The sequence below is a fragment of the Streptomyces sp. AK02-01A genome (assembly GCF_033795305.1).
GTDB lineage: Bacteria > Actinomycetota > Actinomycetes > Streptomycetales > Streptomycetaceae > Streptomyces.
In genome coordinates this window covers 340,460-358,932 of the sequence record NZ_JARBAE010000002.1, presented here as the reverse complement: position 1 = coordinate 358,932, position 18,473 = coordinate 340,460, and the positions used below count along the sequence as shown (strand labels likewise).

Below are 18,473 nucleotides of genomic sequence, written 5' to 3'. Positions count from 1 at the left end.
CCGATACCCGCCCCGGCACCCCGGCCTCCGACATCCCCGCGTCCGGCGCCCCGGCGCCCGGCCTCCGCGACCACCGTGCCGAACGGGTCGAGACACTGATCTCCGCCATGACCCCGGAGGAGAAACTCGCACAGCTCTACGGCCTGTGGGCGGGCGCTTCCGCCGACGGCGCCGAAGTCGCCCCGCACCAGCACGACATGGACAAGCCGCCGTCTCTGGAGGAGCTGCTTCCGCACGGCCTCGGCCAGCTCACCAGGCCCTTCGGGACGGTCCCCGTCGATCCCGCACTGGGCGCCGTGTCCCTGGCGCGCACCCAGCAGCGCATCGTGGCGGCCAACCGCTTCGGCATCCCCGCCATGGCGCACGACGAGTGTCTGGCGGGCTTCGCCGCCTGGGGCGCCACCACCTATCCCGTCCCGCTGTCGTGGGGCGCCGCGTTCGACCCGGACCTGGTACGGCGGATGGCGGGCGCGATCGGCCACGACATGCGGTCGGTCGGTGTCCACCAGGGCCTGGCCCCGGTGCTCGACGTGGTGCGCGACGCGCGCTGGGGCCGCGTCGAGGAGACCATCGGCGAGGACCCGTATCTCGTCGGCACCACCGCCACCGCCTATATCCAGGGCCTGGAGTCCGCCGGGATCGTGGCCACGCTCAAACACTTCGTGGGCTACTCGGCCTCCCGGGGCGGACGCAACCTCGCTCCGGTGAGCATGGGCGCCAGAGAGCGCGCCGATGTGATGCTGCCGCCGTTCGAAATGGCGGTGCGGGAGAGCGGCGTACGGTCCGTCATGCACGCGTACACCGATACCGACGGCGTGCCCTGCGCCGCCGACGAGGAGCTGCTGACCGGACTGCTCCGCGACACCTGGGGCTTCGACGGCACGGTGGTGGCCGACTACTTCGGTATCGCCTTCCTCAAGACGCTGCACGGCGTGGCCGCCGACTGGAGCGGCGCCGCAGTCGCCGCACTGACGGCCGGCGTCGATGTGGAACTGCCGACCGTGAAGACCTTCGGAGAGCCACTGCGGGACGCGCTCGCCGCCGGAGAACTCTCCGAGGAGACGATCGACCGCGCGCTGCGCCGCGTCCTGACGCAGAAAGCCCAGCTCGGGCTGCTCGATCCGGACTGGAGTCCTCTGCCACCGGCCCTGGCCGGCGCCGCGCTCGACGATCCGCAGGCGCTGCGCGGCACCGTCAGTCTGAACTCCGCCGCGCACCGCGACATCTCCCGCCGGCTCGCCGAGCAGTCGGTGATCCTGCTGCGCAACAACGGCACGCTCCCGCTGGACGGGCCCCGCAGGATCGCGCTCGTCGGCCCGCAGGCCGACACTCCCACGGCCGTCCTGGGCTGCTACTCCTTTCCCGTCCATGTCGGATCCCAGCACCCGGGCACACCGGCCGGCGTCGGACTGCCGACGCTCCGGGAGTCTCTGGCCGCCGAGTTTCCCGGCAGCGAGATCATCACGGTGCGGGGCGCGGGCATCGACTCCGCCGACACCGACGGATTCGCCGAGGCGGTCCGCGTGGCCCGCCACGCGGACCTGGTCGTCGCGGCCCTCGGCGACCGGGCGGGACTCTTCGGCCGGGGCACCAGCGGAGAAGGATGCGACGCGGAGTCCCTGGAGCTGCCCGGTGTGCAGCGCCGGCTCCTCGACGCGCTTCTCGACAGCGGTACGCCGGTGGTGGTGACGCTGCTGGCGGGACGCCCGTACGCCCTCGGCCGGGCCACCGACGAGGCCGACGCCATCGTGCAGTCCTTCTTCCCCGGCCAGGAAGGCACTCCGGCCCTCGCCGGAGTCCTCAGCGGCCGGATCAACCCGTCGGGACGCCTTCCCGTCAGCGTCCCACGGCTCCCGGGCGCGCAGCCGTCCACCTATCTGGCGGCCACGCTGGCCCGCGTCAGCGAGGTCTCCAGCATCGATCCCACACCGGCCTTCGGCTTCGGGCACGGACTGACGTACACCTCGTTCGCGTGGTCGGACCTGGAGGCAGGCGACCCGCTCCGGGCGGACACGGACGGTTCGGTGGAGCTGTCCTTCACCGTCCGCAACACCGGAGAGCGGCCGGGCGCGGAAGTGGTGCAGCTCTATCTGCACGACCCCGTCGCCTCGGTCGTCCAGCCGGTGCAGCGGCTGATCGGCTACGTCCGGATTCCTCTGGAGCCGGACGAGCGGGTCAGGGTCGGCGTGACCGTACCCGCCGATCTCGCCTCCTTCACCGGCCGGGACGGGCGGCGCGTGGTCGAGCCGGGTGAGCTGGAGCTGCGGCTGGCCGCGTCCAGTACCGACATCCGGCTCACCGCGGGAGCGGTACTGACGGGTCCGGTACGGCACGTGGACCACACCCGCGAGCTGCACGCCCGGTTCACCGTCAGCCGGGACGTCCCGGCCTGAGCGCGGACAGCGACCAGGGCCCGCCACTCCGTCCGGGACGGGGTGCGGGCCCTGGTCCTGTGGCCGCTCACCGTCACGGAGGATAATTTGGGGCACGTCGCCGCGGTCGCCATGAAAGACCGCCGGCTCGGTTCGCTGGGAGGCAGATATGACGCCCGCCCAGCTACGAGCCTTCGCGGCGGTCGTCCGGCTCGGATCGGTCAAGGCCGCCGCGGCGGATCTGTCGGTCTCCGAGGCCGCGGTCTCGACGCATATCGCGCGTCTGCGCGGAGAACTCGGCGACAAACTGTACGCGCGCACCGGCGCCGGGCTGGCGTTCACTCCCGGCGGGCTGCGACTGGCCGGCCGGGCCGCGGAACTGCTCGGACTCCAGGACCGCACCCTGCTTGAGGTCAGCCAGGCGGGATCGGGCCGACGGCTGCTGCGGGTCGCCGCGTCGAGTCTCTTCGCCGAGCACGCGGCGCCCGGCCTCATCGAACTGTTCGCGAGCCGCGCCGACGATCTCGACGTCGAGCTGAGTGTGCAGTGCCCGGAGCGGTTCAGCACGCTGCTGCTGAACCGCGCGGTCGATGTGGCGCTCGGCCCACGCCCGGCGGAAGTCGACAAAGCGATCAGCGCCGCGCCGTTCCTCAACTACCAGGTGGTAGGCGTCGTCGGAGCGCGCCATCCGCTCGCGACGAGGCACGCGAGCACGAGCGAGCTGCGGCAGCAGACCTGGCTGCTCGGCCCTTCGGCCACCGGCCGGACCGGAATCGTTCCCACGGTCCTGCGCCGGCTCAATCTGGACGAGGAGCACCAGCGGATCTTCCAGAGCCATGCCGCCGCACTGGAGGAGGCCAAGCACGGCAAGGGTGTGGCACTGGGTCTGTCCTTCGCCGTCGCGGAGGATCTCGCGCGCGGCGATCTCAAGCGGCTGACGGCGCCACCGCTTCCCGCGAAGGGCGTCTGGAGCAGCCTCGCGCTGGACGGACCGAGCGCGCCGGCTGCCGTGTCCGAGCTGATCCGCTTCCTCACGACGCCAGGCGCGATCCAGGCGATGCAGCGGAGCGCTGGCGTCACGGCGGGGCGCTTCCGTCCCGCGATCCATGTGACCCACTGGAGTTAGGCCCCATCGGTGAGCGCACCCGATCCGCCGCGGCAGCGCGCCGTAGCCGGTCAGTGGACCAGGAAGTAGACGATCAGCGCGGCGACGACCAGCGCGCCGGCGATGATCGGAATGGAACGCCGGTAGATGGAGGTGCCCGCGAGGCTCATCAGATCAAGCGGCTCGACCTGCTGCCGCTGCCCCGGATGGTGCGGTGTCGGCACCTGGCTGGTTCCGTCCGCCTCCGGTGTCCCGCTCGACGCCGCGGCGCCGGGAGAGCGGACCTCGCCCGTACCGCCGGGCGCCGGAGACGCCATGCCGGACAGCATGCCCGTACCGACGACCGGGCCGGGCTCGCTCGCCGCGTCCGAGGAGATGCCGGGCCCGTGGTCCGGGGTCGTCAGCGGGTGCAGTTCGGCCTCCAGGTTCTCGACGAACCGGTCCACCAGCCTCACCGAGACCTCCTTGATCATCCCGCTGCCGAACTGAGCGATCTCGCCGGTGACATCCAGATCGGTCGCGACGGTGACAACCGTCGCCGCGCCCTCCGGCCGCAACTCCGCGTTGATCAGCGCCGTCGCGTTTCCCGCGCCCCGGGAGTCGCTTCCCTTGGCGCGGATCACGGCCCGGTGCGCCGCTTCGTCCTTCTCGACGAGCTGCGCCGTACCCGCGTACTGGCTGATCACCGGGCCCACCTTGATCTCCACCTCGCCGCTGCAGACCGCACCGTCGACGCCCGTGAGGTGCGCGCCCGGCATGCACGGCGCGATGCCCTCCAGGTCGGTGAGCGCCTCCCATGCCTCGTCGATCGGCACTCCGACGGTGAACTCGTTGTCGATCCGCATTGATCAGTCTCCCGGTCCTTCGGGTGCTGTCGGCTGCCCGCCGTCCCGCGCGGACGGATCATCGGAGGCGCCGGCCGGAACGCTCTTCGCGATCCGGTCGCTCCTGGCCCGTGCGACGGAGCGGCGCAGCACGCGCGCGGTCAGTTCCCTGACGAGATGGCGTTTGTAGTCGGCGCTGCCACGGCGGTCGGTGACCGGTTCGCAGGACGCCGCGGCGATCGCACCGGCCTCCGTGTACAGCTCCTCCGACGGAAGCCGCCCGCGCAGTGCGCGCGAGATCTCCGGCAGCCCCATGCTGTTCGGTCCGACGGCCGCCAGCCCCACGCGCGCGTCGGCGATGACCACACCGTCCAGCCAGACGGCCGCGCCGGCCGAGGCCACCGCCCAGTCCCCCGCGCGCCGCTCGACCTTCTCGTACGCGCTGGAACCGTACGGCCGGACCGGGAAGCGCGCCTCGATCAGCATCTCGGCGTCGCCCACGGCCGTCTCGTACGGTCCTCGGTGGAAGTCCTCCATCGCGACCAGCCGCCGGCCCTCGCGGCCCTGGATCACACAGCTCGCGCCGAGGGTCGTGCACACGGCGGACAGATCCTCCGACGGATCGGCCTGACAGAGTGAGCCGCCGAGCGTGCCGCGCTCGCGCACCACCGGGTCGCTGATCATCTGCTCGGCGTCCGCGAAGATCGGAAACGTCTCGGCGAGAGCGGTGGATTCCAGCATTTCGCGATGGCGGGTCAGGGCACCGATACGGATCCGGTCCGGCTCCACCTCTATGTAACGCAGCTCCGCGGCGAGATCGTTGATGTCGATCAGATACGCGAAGTTGGCCTGGCGCAGTTTCATCATCGGGAGCAGGCTGTGACCGCCGGCGACCAGCCTTGCCGCGTCTCCCAGCCGATCGAGAAGCCCGATGGCGTGGTCGACGCTGGTGGCACGTTCGTACGCGAACGGCGCGGGAACCTGCATCAGCGGTCCTTCTTCCCGCCCCCGCTTCTCATGCTTCTCATGACGTCGTCCCGGTCGTGACAGCGCCTGTCTCCTGACAGCGTGCTGCTCATCACTGCGTGCTACTGCTCATGACGCCAAACCTGCCATTTGGCCGCCATTGAGCCCTTTGTCCTCGTCATTGGGCTCTTCGGGACGGAGAAAGTCAACAGCGACTTAAGGTGTCGCTTAAGTCGCTGTTGTCGCGGTCTCGCGGCTGCGTACTGTCGCTGCCGCCGGTGCGCGTACGCACGCTCCGTTATGTGGGATCAAGAACGGGACGGTGCCCGGTCTTCGGGATCAGAACGGAATGGCGCCCGTTCCCGAGACCCGCAGCCGACCGCTGCCGATGGCGGTGTGCGTGGCCACGACGGTGCCCTCCTGGCCGTCGGGGAAACGGATCTTCACATCGGCGCTGTCCAGAGCCGCGTAGAAGTCCTCACCCGCTTCCCTGGTCTGGACGCTGCCGCCCCACTGGCGCACCGCGCCGGAGAGACTCGCGCTCAGTGTGGCTTCGACTTCGATCTCGGAGTCGCCGGCGACAAGAGTCGCGGGCCCCTGGTAGTTGCTCACGGGCCCAGTGTGCGCCCAAAGAGGCCCGGCTCCCGCCAAGGCCGCTCGTATGATCTGCCAGTCGAGCGGCGCCGGCGCCGCACTGTGCCGCGACGGCGGAACGCCACGCCGGCCGACGCGGCCCTGTGCGCCTTCCGGCCCGCCAAGAGGGTCCACCGAGAGGGGACCGCCGTCATGAACGCCGCGTCCGGCGACACAGCGGCGCGGCGGCCCCATCCGTCATCGGTGTGTCAGCGCTTGGCCGCCGCCAGGTCTTCGGCGATCTTGTCCGCCGGAGCGGGGCCGGCCGGCGCGTCCATGAACTGGGACGGCGACTTCTCGGCGTAGGGCACGCCGTAGACCGGCGTACCCGGCTGGAACCGCCAGCCTTCCGCGAGCGGACCCGCGTCCACGGTGTCGAAGCCGAGAGTGTCGATCAGCTCCGCCGCGTTCACCTTGGCGGTGGCGTCGTCACCGGCGATCGGCAGTGCGCTGCGGTCGGCCGCGCCCGACGGCCGCGGAAGGACGGCGAGGTGCTTGAAGAAGATGTTGTTGAAGGCCTTGACGACATGCGAGCGCTCCAGGTGGCGCTGGAGAAGCTCACTGCTCGTCGTCTCACCCGAGTCCAGCTCGGGAAGCTTCCCGTCCCGGTCCGGGTAGTAGTTGTTGGTGTCGATGACGGTCTTCCCGGCCAAAGGCGCCGCCGGGACCTGCTGATATGCCTTGAGCGGGATCGTCACCACCACCCAGTCACCCGCGGCCGCCGCCTCCTGCGCGGTGCCGGCACGAGCTCGCGGACCGAGCTCCGCGACAAGCTCGGAGAGGGTTTCCGGGCCTCGCGAGTTGCTGAGCACCACATCCAGACCGGCGCCAACCGCCAGCCGTGCGAGCGCGCTTCCGATATGTCCGCTGCCGATGAGTCCAAGAGTAGCCATAGAAGGAAGAACGCGTGATCCGCGCGATTCCTTCCGCACCGGCCCGCGAAATCCCGCACCGTCCTGCGCGAGGCCGGCCGCTCTCCGAGTGCCGCGCGGAGGAGCTCCTTGATACGGGAACCACCCGCGTCCGGGCGCGCGCCCCCGGCCAGGGCCACGCGTTGACAGCCAACCGCCGGATGAATGTAATGGAGCCGGTGTCGCGTGACGCCGGCCGAAGAGCAGTGGGCGGGCCGGTGATCGGGCGAACACCTCTCACAGGGGATCTCGCCTTGAGTCCATACTCCGCACCCCGTATCTGACGTCAGCGCGTCCGCGCGTCGTCCCGCGCGTCCGCGGTCCCGACATCCCGTACGACCTCGGCGTGCCATGCCTCCTGACGGCCATCACCTCGGGAGCCGTCTGTCGCCGCGCGTATCCAGTCGGTGTCCGTCTCCGGACGAATATCCGCGCGCGATCGACACCCGCCGCGCGCGGCGCGCTCGTCGTTGTATTCCGCCGTCACCCGTCACCGCGCTCGGCGCGGACCATGCCTTTTCTGGAGAACCGAAGCCGTATGCCCACGTCTTTCAATCAATCGGTCATCGATGAGTTCCGCGCCCATGAAGGAAAGGTCGGCGGTCCCTTCAAGGACGGTGATCTCCTTCTGCTGACGACCACCGGCGCACGGTCGGGGACGGAACACACCACGCCACTCGGTCATGTCCGCGACGGCGGCCTGCTGCTGATCGTCGGCTCCAACCTCGGCGCCGCGCACCACCCGGACTGGTACCACAACCTGCTCGTCCATCCCGTGGTGCGGGTGGAGATCGGCAGCGAAGTGTTCGAGGCCATCGCGGTCCCTGCCGAGGGCGCGCGGCGCGAGGAACTGTTCGCGCGCTTTGTGCGGGACGCGCCCGGATACGCCGACTACCAGGCCCGGACCGCCCGGCCGCTGCCGGTCGTCATACTGGAGCGCGCCGAGCCCGACTCCTGGGAGCAACCGCGTGAGGTCAGCACTCTCGCCGACAAGCTCATGGAGGTCCACACCTGGCTGCGCGCCCAGTTGCGTCACGTGGGCGCGGAGGTCGATGCGCATTTCGCCGCGCACGCCGCGTATGACGGCCACGGCGAGCCACCGGTGCCACGCCTCGGACTGCAGATCCGTCAGCGCTGTCTGGCGTTCTGTCAGTCGCTGGAATTCCATCACACCAGCGAGGACGCACACCTTTTCCCTGGGATCGCGCACTATCACCCGGATTTGGCCGACACTTTCGGCCGGCTCGGCGACGAACACCGTACGATCGCGCGCGTCCAGGGCGAACTGGCCGCGCTGCTGGCCGACATCGGCGCCGCCGATCCTCAGCGTTTCCGCGTCGAGCTGGACCGGATGTCGAGAGAACTGAACGCGCACCTCGACCACGAGGAGGAATCGCTCCTTCCACTGCTGGCCGAGGTCCCGTGGCCGCCGTCCGCACCGCCGCCGGACACGGCGGAAGGACCCGTCACCTGACAGATGGCCGGTGCGGCCGTCGCACCGGCGCGTGTCGCCGTGTCCGGCGCGGGACGTGAGACTCCCGCGCCGGCACCGGTCTTCGGTCTCCGGTCGCCAGTCACCAGTCACCAGTCACCAGTCACCAGTACGGATACTGAACTGGCCTGCGTCGTCATCCTCTTCACTCAGCAGGCCGGACGCATGTACGAAATCCGCCACCGGATCCCGGTAACACCCGGTGGCGGACACTGAGTTCAGGTAAGAGTAGACAAGGAAGCCGTCACGGGCAGCCCAGCACCGTTCGACAGCTTCCGCTTCCCGGCACCGAATTCAGGGAATTACTCGTTCGAGTTCAACCAGAATCTCCGGCCCGACGGGCCCGGGCATTCTGGCGATGCTCACGGGACCGCGAACCACGCGGCCGGGCCGACACAGACCGCCCATGCCGCCGCGTCCACCGCTACGGCGACCGAGTAGGTGATCACAGAGAATATCGGACCGGCTTTCGATTTCGCCGACGCGAGAGCCTCCGACTTCCCTGCTCACCACGTACGAATGGAACATTTGATGGCCCTGCCTGACGGAACGGAAAAGGTTGTTCACCACGCCATTCGGTACGGAATCGGCCGCGGCCCGGACATAGCCGACCAGGCCGCTTTCGCCGGCATCGTCGACGGATCCGGCGTGGCGAGCGCCGCCGCGTCGTTGACGAAGAATGCCTTCGCGGCCGCGTCGGGGCGTCGGACGGGCGCGCTCGTACCGGCGAACAGAACGTACCGGCCCAGTCGGCGCGGCGACGCCCGGCCTGTCGAACGAGGAGCGAACTGATGGCCACACCCTTGACCGCCTCGGCGGCGCTCGCCGCTCTCCGGGCGGAAGGCGTCGTCGTTGTCGAGGTCGGGTCCTGGCGGACCCACAACCGCAACTCGGTGGGCGCCTGGGGCCCGGTGAACGGCTCGGTCGTCCACCACACCGTCACCAAGGGCACCGCGAACAGCGTCGCGATCGTCCGGGACGGCTACAGCTCCCTGCCAGGACCGCTCTGCCACGGCATGATCGCCAAGGACGGCCGGGTCCATCTGGTCGGCTGGGGCCGCACGAATCACGCCGGCGGCGGCGATCCCAAGGTGCTGGAGCAGGTGATCGCCGAGTCCTACGGCTCCCGCCCGACGCCGCCCACCAGGGGCAACGCGGACGGCGTCGACGGCAACTCCCGTTTCTACGGCTGGGAGTGCGAAAACCTCGGCGACGGCAAGGACCCCTGGCCCGCCGCCCAGTACAACGCGATCGTCCGCGTCCAGGCGGCCATCTGCCGAGCGCACGGCTGGACGGCCAAGTCGGCGATCGGCCACCTGGAGTGGTCCAACGACAAGATCGACCCGCGTGGCTTCTCCATGGTCGATCTGCGAGCCGACATCGCCGAACGCCTGACCCACCCCGCCAACTGGAACCCGACCACGCCACCCGAAGAGGAAGACACCATGGCCGGCATCACCAAGAAGGACATTTTCGACGCGGTCTGGTCCACCGACGCGATCGCCGCACCGACCGACGCTCCCGACGTCAAGACCAACCCGACCTGGCAGGCACAGTCCCTGCTCAAGGACGTCGTCGCCCGGGTCCGCGGCCTGGAGAAGACCGTCGCCGCACAGACGGCGGCCATCGCCGCGCTGGCCGCCGCGGTCGGCGGAGACGACGACACGGCCACCATCGTCGCCGCCGTCCAACAGGCCATCGCCGACGCCGTCGTCAAGGTCGACGTCGACATCACCGGCGCCTCCAACTCCTGACATCTCACACCCGACTTCTCACACCTGACCACAGGAAGCGGATCGTCGTGCGCTCCGGGCTCGGCATCGTCCGGCCGGGACGGGCGTGATCCACGTCGCGATGTGCAACGTATGTGGCATACGGACCCTCCACACACAGGAGACCCCCTTCCTCTGATCTACAAGGAAGGGGGTCTCATCTGCGCTTGTCCGTCTGTGGGCGCGGACGGTTTCGAACCGCCGACATCTGCTTTGTAAGAGCAGCGCTCTACCCCTGAGCTACGCACCCGTGGATGAGGCAACAGCGTACATGGCCAGGAGGGCAGGCCCGCAAACCGCAGGTCCGGACAGCAGCCGAGAGATGCGGCCGCGGCGCACAGGGGGCGAGGGGCGGGTATCCCAGCACCGAGACGGTGGGCGGCCGGATCGGCCGCCGAGGCGTCCGCTCGCCCTGTCCGCCGCGAGGAGGTCGCGAGCGACCGCCACGCCCGGATCGGTCCGGCCGCGGCTCACCGGCATGGCCGACCAGGTGGACACCGTGAGTAACAACGGAAAGATCGAGATCGATCTGCCCAGGTCAGGCACTCCATACGCCGTGCGGGCGACGAGCCACAACGGCCAGGTCCAAGTGGGCGTTCCGACCGACGACGGCAGCACCCATGTGCTGAACGCGCGCAGCGACAACGGGCAAGTCACTGTACGAAGTGCGAACTAACCGGCTCGTGTGTTCGTCCTTACCTGGTGGGAGAATGGACCGGGCAGGCGAGCACGGGAGAGGGATGTGACGGCGACACACACGCGGCCGCGCACAGGAGCGAAGGCGAGTGCCGTCCGTGATGTCCTCACGCTGATGCTGCTGCCGGTGCCACTGATCGTTGCCGCGCTGCCGGGCGCCTTCGCCGGCGGGGGCACGCGACGCTGGTTCGGCGGGCGCGGCGAGAGCCAGCGCGCCGACGCACAGGCCGCCAAGGACGCCGCTGCCGCCGCCTTCTATGAGCTGGACACCGCCCAGCGCGATCTGCGGATCTCGATCGAGACCATCACCGCTGTGGACAGCTCGCCGGGAGCCCGCAAGGCCGTGGACGACTTCGCGGCGCTGGGACAGCGCATCGACGAGGCGAGCCGCGGCTATATCAGCGCCGTCGACGCGCACGATCTGGACCGCGACGATCTTGAGCCCTCGACCGCGTCGAAGGCGCGCGGCGAGCTGACAAAGGCCAAGGACGAGCTGGAGCGGGTCAAGGTCGAGCTGGACCGGTTCGAGCAAGGCCTGGGACCGCTGCTCGACAAGGCCGAGACGCAGTTGGCACGGCTGGCGCCTTCGGTGGAGCGGGCCCGGCAGGCACTCCGTTCCGCGAGCAACGCTCTCGATGTCGTGCGCGGCTCCGGACTGCGGGCGGACGATCTCGCCGCCCGGCTCGCCGTGCTCGGCCCCGAGCTGACAAAACTCAACCAGGGTGCGGGACAGCACGGTGTGGCGGAGACACTCCAGCGCGCGGACCGGGTCGTCCGGGACGCCGAGTCCGTACGCGTCGAGGCGGAACGCCTCCCGGAGCGCGCCCAGGAGATCGACCGACGGCTGGTGTCGCTGCGCACCCGCGCGCAAGCCCTGACGAACCGTGCCGGCTCGGTGGAGCCCGTGCTCAGCGAGCTGCGCCGCCGCTTCACCGCCGCGTGCTGGCAGGATCTGCAGCACGTCCCCGACGAGGCGGCCGGCAACGTGCACCAGGCCGAGGAGAAACTCAAGGAAGCCGGCAAGGCACGGGAAGAGCAGCGATGGGCGGACGCGACGGCGTTGCTCAGTACGGCACGAGCCCTGCTGAACAGCACCGATGAGGCGGTCTCCGCTGCCGGTGACAGGCTGCGACGACTCAATGCCGTCTCAAAGGATCCGCAGCAGGAAATCGACCGCACGCGGTTCGCGATCCGGGACGCACAACGGCTGGCCATGAGCGGACGGAATACGCCCGAACCTCGCCATGCCCGTCCGCTGGACGAGTCCGTGGCCAGGCTGGACCGGGCGGTGGCCGCGCTGGAGGGCCGCCATCCCGACTACTGGCATTTTTTGACGGAGACCGAGGCGGTACGCCAGACCGTGGCCCATGTCGTTTCGGAGATCCGCGAGGAGCGCGGAGCGGGGGCCGGGCATCGCGCCTGAGTTGTCCACCACCGGCTGTGGACGGATGCTGGACCTACGTACGTATCACCACTAGCCGTGCACCGCCAAAGGAGGCCGCCCATGGCCACCCAAGCGCTCCGTCGGCCACCTCGGCGCCGGCATGTCAGGCTCGACGAACAGCTTCCCGTCGATCACCGGCTCAATCAGGTGTACCGCATCGGGGCCGGAGTGACCGGCCTCATTCTCATCGTTTTCGGGATCCTCGGACTGATCGACAAGATCGGCTTCTTTGACACCGGGGGCGCCCGAGTCGCGGGCCTGAGCACCAATGGGTCGCTGAGCGTGCTCTCCATCTGTGTGGGCCTCCTGCTTCTCATCGGCATGGTGATCGGCGGAAATATCGCTTCGACTCTGAATATGGTCCTCGGCGTCCTTTTTATCGCGAGCGGCTTCATCAATCTCGCGCTGCTCGACACCGGCTTCAATTTCCTCGCCTTCCGCATCCAGAATGTGCTGTTCAGTTTTGTGGTCGGCGTGATGCTGATGTTTTTCGGTATGTACGGGAGAGTCAGCGGCAGCCTGCCGCACGACAACCCGTACTGGCGGGCCCGCCATCCTGAGCAGGCGGAGCGCGAGCAGCTCCACAGGGCCAGGGGCGGCAGAGGCCAGGTGGGAGTCGGATAGTCGGAATCCGGATGGCTGATCCCTGCCTCGGATAGCCTGACCCCATGCCTCGCTACGAGTACCGCTGCCGCTCCTGTGGTGACACCTTCGAACTCAGTCGACCGATGTCGGAGTCCGCCGCTCCCGCGTCGTGTCCGGCAGGGCACAACGACACCGTGAAGCTGCTCTCCACCGTCGCCGTTGGCGGAACCGCCAAGGGCGGCGCCCCGGGCCCTGCCCCGGCGGCCGGTGGTGGCGGTGGTTGCTGCGGCGGAGGCTGCTGCGGCTGACCCGCCGGGCAGGCAGGACAGGGCTCACGTGTCCAGATAGCGCAGTACAGCCAGGACCCGACGACTGTAGCCGGTGCTTCCGGTCAGTTCGAGCTTCTCGAAGATCGCATTGATGTGCTTCTCGACAGCGCTCTGGGAGATGTGCAGCCGCTGCGCGATGCTCGCGTTGGTGTGCCCTTGCGCCATCTCGGCGAGCACTCCTTGCTCCCTGTCGGTGAGCCGGGACAGCGGATCGGTGCGATGGGAACGGGCCAGTAACTGCCGTACGACCTCCGAGTCGAAGGCCGCCCGGCCGGCGGCGACCCGCTCCAACGCGTCCAGAAACTCGTCCACTTCGACGACGCGGTCCTTGAGCAGATATCCCACACCTTCCGACTCTCCGGTCATCAATTCGGTCGCATAGCGCTTCTCCACATACTGGGAGAGGACAAGCACGCCCACGGCCGGCCAGCGCTTCCGGATCTCCAGTGCGGCGCGCAGACCCTCGTCCGTGTGTGAGGGCGGCATCCGGACATCGGCCACAACGACGTCCGGCTGCTCCTTCGAGACCGCGACGATCAGCGCATCGGCGTCGGCGACCGATCCGATCACCTCATGGCCTTCCTCCATGAGGAGCCGTGCCAGCCCCTCCCGGAGCAGGGTCGAGTCCTCGGCAAGGATTACTCGCATGGGATCTCCGCGGTGATGGTGGTGGGGCCGCCGGGCGGACTCCTGATGTGAAGCAGTCCGTCGAGCGCGGCGACGGCGGGCCAGGCCGAGGAGACCGCTGCCCGCGGGGTCCGCGCCACCCTGACCGTAGTCCTTTACGCGTATGCGCAGCGTGCGCGCTTCTTCGAGGACCTCAACCTCGATACGTGGCGCACCGGAGTGCTTGACGGCGTTGGTGACGCTCTCCGCGACCACGAAATAGGCGACGTTCGCCGCGGTCTTCGTCGGCTCGGTCTTGAGGACACATCTCAACCGCACGGGGAGCGGAGAGCGTTCCGCCACGGTCTCCAGCGCCGCCCGGAGTCCCGCCTCGTCGAGCACGGTCGGATAGACGCGCCAGGCCACTTCACGCAGCTCCGTCAGGGCCTCACGGCTCTGCTCGTGGGCCTGGCGCAGCAGTTCGTCCGCGCGTACGGCGTCGCTGCTGCGCCGGGCGCGGCCCAACAGCATGCCGAGGGCGACGAGCCGCTGCTGAACCCCGTCGTGCAGATCCCGCTCGATGCGCCGGCGTTCGTCATGGACGGCGTCCACGACTCCGGCGCGACTGGTGGCGAGCTGCACTATCCGGCGTTCCAACTCCTCCTGATGGCTGGGCCCGAGGAAATGCCGGGCCAGATTCCCTTCGAGCGCGGCGACCCCGAAGATTCCCTGCAATGCCAGAAAGAGAAGGAAGAGCCCGCCAAGGCTGCCCACCACGACCACGCCGGGGCTCTGGATGTCGATGATCAGCCAGGCGTAGACGAAGAACGTGCCATACCCACCGCCGATCAGCACGGACAGCAGAACGACCGCGCCGAGCAGTCCGAGCGTCCAGCGCACGGCGAGATAGCGCAGCACGCCGCCCGGTTCATAGGCACCGGAGACCCGCTCGCCGAGCAGCGTACGGAGCCGGTGACGCTCCATCTCGACCAGATTCCGGGCGCAGGCCGAGAGCGGACGCATGACGGCCTGCCGGCCGCGCGGCCAGGCGAGCACCAGCAACAGCGCGATGCCCGCGAAGAGAGTGAAGAGCAGCTCGACGAGCGCCGCGCCGCTACCGATGAAGAGTCCTGCCGAGAGCCGCAGCCCTCGGCGTACCACCGCTTTCATGATCAGTCACGCTAGTCGGGCGGCACCGGGACGCGCACTGCGGAAAACCTCATTGTTCCTTGCGGTCGGCTTCAATGCGCCTTCGCCCGCCGCTGCTTAGCGTTGAATGCATGATCGAGAAAAGCGCGGTTACACGGGTCAACGATGTGATGGACGCTCTCCGGCCGATGGACACTCTCCGCGGCGCCGGATGGTCAGGCCAGGGTCTGAGCGGCGGCGAGGCCGAGGCGTCGGAGGATCTCCTCGCCCGCCGCGACGCCTGTCTCCTGGAGCGCGTCCACATGCGGGGCGCTCCAGCCGGTGTCGGCGAGTTCACCGTGGCCCGGGCGCCAGGCGCGGTCAGCGGCGAGCAGCATATCGGCGTCGAGCAGCGAGTCACCGGCAGCCAGGGTCAGTTCGGCTCCGGTGCGACGGGCCACCTCGCGCACCGCGGCGCTCTTGGTGAGCGGCTGCGGTACGGCGTAGATCTTGCGCCCCTGGAGGGAGACGCTCCAGCCGCGGCTCCCGGCCCACAGGGCGAGTTCCTTCACCCAGCCTTCGGGCAACAGGGCCCGGTCCACGACGAGATAGGCGAAGAGATCCTCCGCGATCCGCTCCTTGAGGAGCCATGCGGGGTCGGCGGCGGAGAGCAGATGGGCGCGGACCTCGGCGAGGGAGGCGCACTCGTCGTCAAGCCGGCCGGCCACCTGGGCCGCCCAGTCGCGGTCGGACACTCCGTCGACCAGGAGATGGCCGCCGTTGGCGCAGATCGCGAAGCGCGGGGCGGGTCCTGGCAGATGGATGCGTCCATACTGCTCACGAGTGCGGGTGGTCGTCGGTACGAAGACGGTGGTGCGGGAGAGCTGGTCCAGGAGCCCGGCGGCCGTCTCTGTCAGATACGACAGGGGTCTGTTCTCATACACCTCGACACAGAGCAGCCGGGGAGCGTCCGCATCGGGCATCGGAAGCTGGAGTGCCGCGGCCGAATAGATGAGAGTGCGGTCCAGGTCGCTCGCGACGAGGGTCGGCGGCTTCGAGAGAGTGCTCACTTCGCGGTCACAGCCTTGCCAGTCGCGCCGGTCGCGCCGCGGGTGTACTGAGGATGGATCAGCCCGACGGAGGTGTACGGAAGGCCGTCTACTTCCTCCACGGGCACACCGCGTTGTTCGGCCAGCAGCCTGACATGGTCGAGGTCGGTGCCCGCGCCGCGCTGGGCAAGGATCTTCCAGGGAACGCGGCGCAGCAGGACGCGCGTCGTCTCCCCGACACCCGGTTTGACGAGGTTCACATCGTGGATGCCGTACTCCTCGCTGATCCGCTCGACGGCCGCCCAGCCGGCCCAGGTGGGGGCACGGTCCGCTGTGAGCATCTCTTTCACCTCACCCTCGACGGCTTCCGCGACCTCGTCGAAGCGGGCCGCGACAGTGTCCAGGAAGTAGGCCGAGACGTCCGTGCCGGCAAGTTCGCGGTAGTACTTCGCGCCGTGGAAATCGTGCGGGCCGACCAGATCGGCTCTGAGGACCGTACGGGATATCAGTCCGGAGACAGTCGAGTTGAGGCAGGCGGAAGGGATGAGGAAGTCCTCGCGGGTGCCATAGGTCCGCACGCAGCCGCCGGGGTCGGCGAGGACGGCGATCTCCGGGTTGAATCCGCCGAACTCGGTGAGGGCCTCCGCCAGTTCGCGGGTAATGGCGCCTTTGCCGGTCCAGCCGTCGACGAAGACGACATCGGCTGGGTCGTGGTGGGCGGCAAGCCAGCGCAGGGCGTTGGCGTCGATGCCTCGGCCACGGACGATGGAGACGGCGTAGTGCGGCAGATCCAGGCCGTGCCGCCGCTGAGCCCAGCGCCGCATCAGTACGCCGACCGGCGTGCCCGCACGGGCCAGGGAGACAAGTACGGGGCGGGGTGATCGTTCGGCGAGCACGGTCTCGGTGACGGTGCCCACGGCCCGCGCGATACGGGCTGCCGAGGCATCCAGAGCGGACTTGAAGAGCTCCTGGTACTGGGCGCTCGGCTGGTATTCGACAGGAAGGGATTCGGCATAGTGCGCGCCACCGTTCTGCACGGCCTCCTCGCGTTCCTCCGTGGGCGCCTCCAGTTCCACATCCGACATGTCCTGGAGGAGCCAGCCCACATCGTCGGGCGCGTAGGAGGAGAAGGCGGGACCGCGAAGGGGCTCGGGCAGCATGGGAGGTTCCTGCCGTTCGGAGTGGTGCGAGGGGCCCGGAAGGGAGGACGACGACGGGACATACGAGGGGATGACGGTAACGAGGACACGGGGTATGTGCGCGGCGAGCTGCGCCAGCAGTCCGTCAGGAGCGTGCAGCTCGGAGGAGTCCGCCACGGAGTCGATGACGGCGACCACGGCGTCGAAGCCCGCACCCGCGACGTTGTAGGCGTACCGGTCGCCGATGCCGTCGCCGTCCGGGAAGGCCGCGGTGTCATGCGCGGGGAAGACCAGACGGCTACGGATCGCGTATCCGGGATCGTCCACGGCCAGTACCGGCGACCGCGTCGTGGTGGAGTACCTCACCTCCGCCTCGACTGTCCGCTCCAGCGCTTCGGCCAGCCGCAGAGGGGCATACATCAGCTCCTCGAAGCCGAGTATCAGGACGCGGCGCGCGGCGCCGAGCTCAGCGGCGACGGCGGCCGCCATGGCGGGCAGCGAGGACTCCAGCCGGATCCGGTGGGCCGGGGTGAAGCCGTGTCGTCCGCCGTCGGGCACTCCGGCCGGCCAGTCGAGCGGCACGCGGACCGCATGGGCCCCGGCGACGCCTCCCGCGCCGCTTCCGGAGTCCTCTTCGTGTGGCGTCGGCACCGGCGTCGGGGCGGAGGCCGGCGCCGGTGCGGCCAGGGCCGAGGTCAGTGCCTCCTGCTCCGCCACGAGCCGCCGGCCCTTCTCCAGGACGCCGTCCGGGAGCCGGACCGTGCCGGACGCCAGGGTGACCAGATCGACGCGGGCCCCTATGTCCCGGGCGAACTCGGCGAGCCGGCCGTGATCGGCGGCGGAGCGCATGTCGACCAGAGCGACCACGACATACCGGGTGCGTGGATAGCGCTCATGGAGGTCGCGGATGGTGTTGAGGACGGTGTTGCCCGTGGAGAACTCGTCATCGACAAGGACCAGCGGGCCGTCGCCGGTGAACAGTCCGGGATCCTCGGGCAGCAGCAGATGCGAGGTGGCGTGCGAATGCGACTCCTCAAAGCCGCCCGCCCTCGCGACGCCCGCGACCGGGCGGCGCGTCGAGTGGAGATACGGAGAGCGTCCCATCCCGTCTGCGACCGCGTGGCCGAGGCCGGTCGCGGTCTCCGCGTAACCGAGCACCACTGCCCGCTCGACGTCCGGGCCCAGAAGGTCACTCACGCGCTTTCCGAGTCCGAAACCGGTCCCGTATACGACTCGGGGGCTCTGAGGCACATGTTTACCCAGCACATTGGAGACCAGGAGGTGAGCCCGCTTGGGGTTGCGGCGCAGGGCCAGACCCATCAGATCCCGTAGTTCTCGGCCACCGACGAGTTCGACTCCCAGCCGTTCAGCGACCCATGTGCCCGACCACACCATATTGGCGATCTCTTCTCTCGCTGACGA

The 18,473-nt window shown here is 69.3% G+C and carries 15 protein-coding genes, 1 tRNA gene and 1 pseudogene; 8 read left to right on the top strand and 9 right to left on the bottom strand.

Features of this window, described 5'->3' with window-relative positions; all coding sequences use genetic code 11:
- Positions 1–32: 32 nt before the first annotated feature.
- Complete coding sequence (locus tag PV679_RS04005; RefSeq protein ID WP_416069651.1) at positions 33–2,393, top strand: glycoside hydrolase family 3 N-terminal domain-containing protein; 2,361 nt, start codon at positions 33–35, stop codon at positions 2,391–2,393.
- 148 nt (positions 2,394–2,541) lie between these two features.
- Positions 2,542–3,498, top strand: a complete 957-nt coding sequence (locus tag PV679_RS04000) for a LysR family transcriptional regulator (RefSeq protein ID WP_319678670.1) — start codon at positions 2,542–2,544, stop codon at positions 3,496–3,498.
- A gap of 50 nt (positions 3,499–3,548) precedes the next feature.
- Here the strand turns inward: PV679_RS04000 and PV679_RS03995 are convergent, their stop codons facing one another.
- The 4 genes from PV679_RS03995 to PV679_RS03980 all read right to left on the bottom strand — a co-directional run bounded on the left by PV679_RS03995 (position 3,549) and on the right by PV679_RS03980 (position 6,793).
- Positions 3,549–4,322 carry an SRPBCC family protein gene (locus PV679_RS03995; protein WP_319678671.1) on the bottom strand — a complete coding sequence of 258 codons (774 nt, stop codon included), beginning with the start codon at positions 4,320–4,322 and terminating at the stop codon, positions 3,549–3,551.
- A 3-nt stretch (positions 4,323–4,325) separates the two neighbouring features.
- Entirely contained in the window at positions 4,326–5,288 is a 963-nt protein-coding gene (locus PV679_RS03990; protein WP_319678672.1) for a xanthine dehydrogenase family protein subunit M, read from the bottom strand.
- Positions 5,289–5,606: 318 nt separating this feature from the next.
- The gene (locus PV679_RS03985) at positions 5,607–5,879 is read right to left on the bottom strand and encodes a DUF4873 domain-containing protein (protein ID WP_319678673.1); all 273 of its coding nucleotides are present in this window, start codon (positions 5,877–5,879) and stop codon (positions 5,607–5,609) included.
- A gap of 230 nt (positions 5,880–6,109) precedes the next feature.
- Positions 6,110–6,793 carry an NADPH-dependent F420 reductase gene (locus PV679_RS03980; RefSeq protein ID WP_319678674.1) on the bottom strand — a complete coding sequence of 228 codons (684 nt, stop codon included), beginning with the start codon at positions 6,791–6,793 and terminating at the stop codon, positions 6,110–6,112.
- A 556-nt stretch (positions 6,794–7,349) separates the two neighbouring features.
- Here PV679_RS03980 and PV679_RS03975 point away from each other — a divergent pair.
- Together PV679_RS03975 and PV679_RS03970 are read left to right on the top strand one after the other, a co-directional pair.
- Positions 7,350–8,285: a nitroreductase/quinone reductase family protein gene (locus PV679_RS03975; RefSeq protein WP_319678675.1), complete on the top strand. Its 936-nt coding sequence runs from the start codon at positions 7,350–7,352 to the stop codon at positions 8,283–8,285.
- A gap of 809 nt (positions 8,286–9,094) precedes the next feature.
- A complete protein-coding gene (locus PV679_RS03970) occupies positions 9,095–10,057 on the top strand; it encodes an N-acetylmuramoyl-L-alanine amidase (RefSeq protein WP_319678676.1) in 963 nt (320 codons plus the stop codon).
- 196 nt (positions 10,058–10,253) lie between these two features.
- Here PV679_RS03970 and PV679_RS03965 read toward each other — a convergent pair.
- Positions 10,254–10,325, bottom strand: a tRNA-Val gene (locus PV679_RS03965).
- Positions 10,326–10,574: 249 nt separating this feature from the next.
- Between PV679_RS03965 and PV679_RS03960 the strand changes: the two genes are divergently transcribed.
- The 4 genes from PV679_RS03960 to PV679_RS03945 all read left to right on the top strand — a co-directional run bounded on the left by PV679_RS03960 (position 10,575) and on the right by PV679_RS03945 (position 13,108).
- Positions 10,575–10,751 carry a hypothetical protein gene (locus PV679_RS03960; protein WP_319678677.1) on the top strand — a complete coding sequence of 59 codons (177 nt, stop codon included), beginning with the start codon at positions 10,575–10,577 and terminating at the stop codon, positions 10,749–10,751.
- 66 nt (positions 10,752–10,817) lie between these two features.
- Positions 10,818–12,194: a hypothetical protein gene (locus PV679_RS03955; RefSeq protein WP_319678678.1), complete on the top strand. Its 1,377-nt coding sequence runs from the start codon at positions 10,818–10,820 to the stop codon at positions 12,192–12,194.
- Between the two features lie 81 nt (positions 12,195–12,275).
- The gene (locus PV679_RS03950) at positions 12,276–12,839 is read left to right on the top strand and encodes a DUF4383 domain-containing protein (protein WP_319678679.1); all 564 of its coding nucleotides are present in this window, start codon (positions 12,276–12,278) and stop codon (positions 12,837–12,839) included.
- Positions 12,840–12,883: 44 nt separating this feature from the next.
- A complete protein-coding gene (locus tag PV679_RS03945; RefSeq protein WP_319678680.1) occupies positions 12,884–13,108 on the top strand; it encodes a zinc ribbon domain-containing protein in 225 nt (74 codons plus the stop codon).
- Positions 13,109–13,132: 24 nt separating this feature from the next.
- Here PV679_RS03945 and PV679_RS03940 read toward each other — a convergent pair whose 3' ends face one another.
- The 4 genes and pseudogenes from PV679_RS03940 to PV679_RS03925 form a co-directional block, all read right to left on the bottom strand.
- A complete protein-coding gene (locus PV679_RS03940; protein ID WP_319678681.1) occupies positions 13,133–13,777 on the bottom strand; it encodes a response regulator transcription factor in 645 nt (214 codons plus the stop codon).
- Positions 13,768–14,905: pseudogene (locus tag PV679_RS03935) on the bottom strand (sensor histidine kinase). The gene PV679_RS03940 and the pseudogene PV679_RS03935 overlap by 10 nt, the downstream one beginning before the upstream one ends.
- Before the next feature lie 194 nt (positions 14,906–15,099).
- The gene (locus tag PV679_RS03930) at positions 15,100–15,933 is read right to left on the bottom strand and encodes an HAD family hydrolase (protein ID WP_319678682.1); all 834 of its coding nucleotides are present in this window, start codon (positions 15,931–15,933) and stop codon (positions 15,100–15,102) included.
- Positions 15,930–18,446: a phosphoribosyltransferase gene (locus PV679_RS03925; RefSeq protein ID WP_319678749.1), complete on the bottom strand. Its 2,517-nt coding sequence runs from the start codon at positions 18,444–18,446 to the stop codon at positions 15,930–15,932. The genes PV679_RS03930 and PV679_RS03925 overlap by 4 nt, the downstream gene beginning before the upstream one ends.
- Positions 18,447–18,473: the final 27 nt, after the last annotated feature.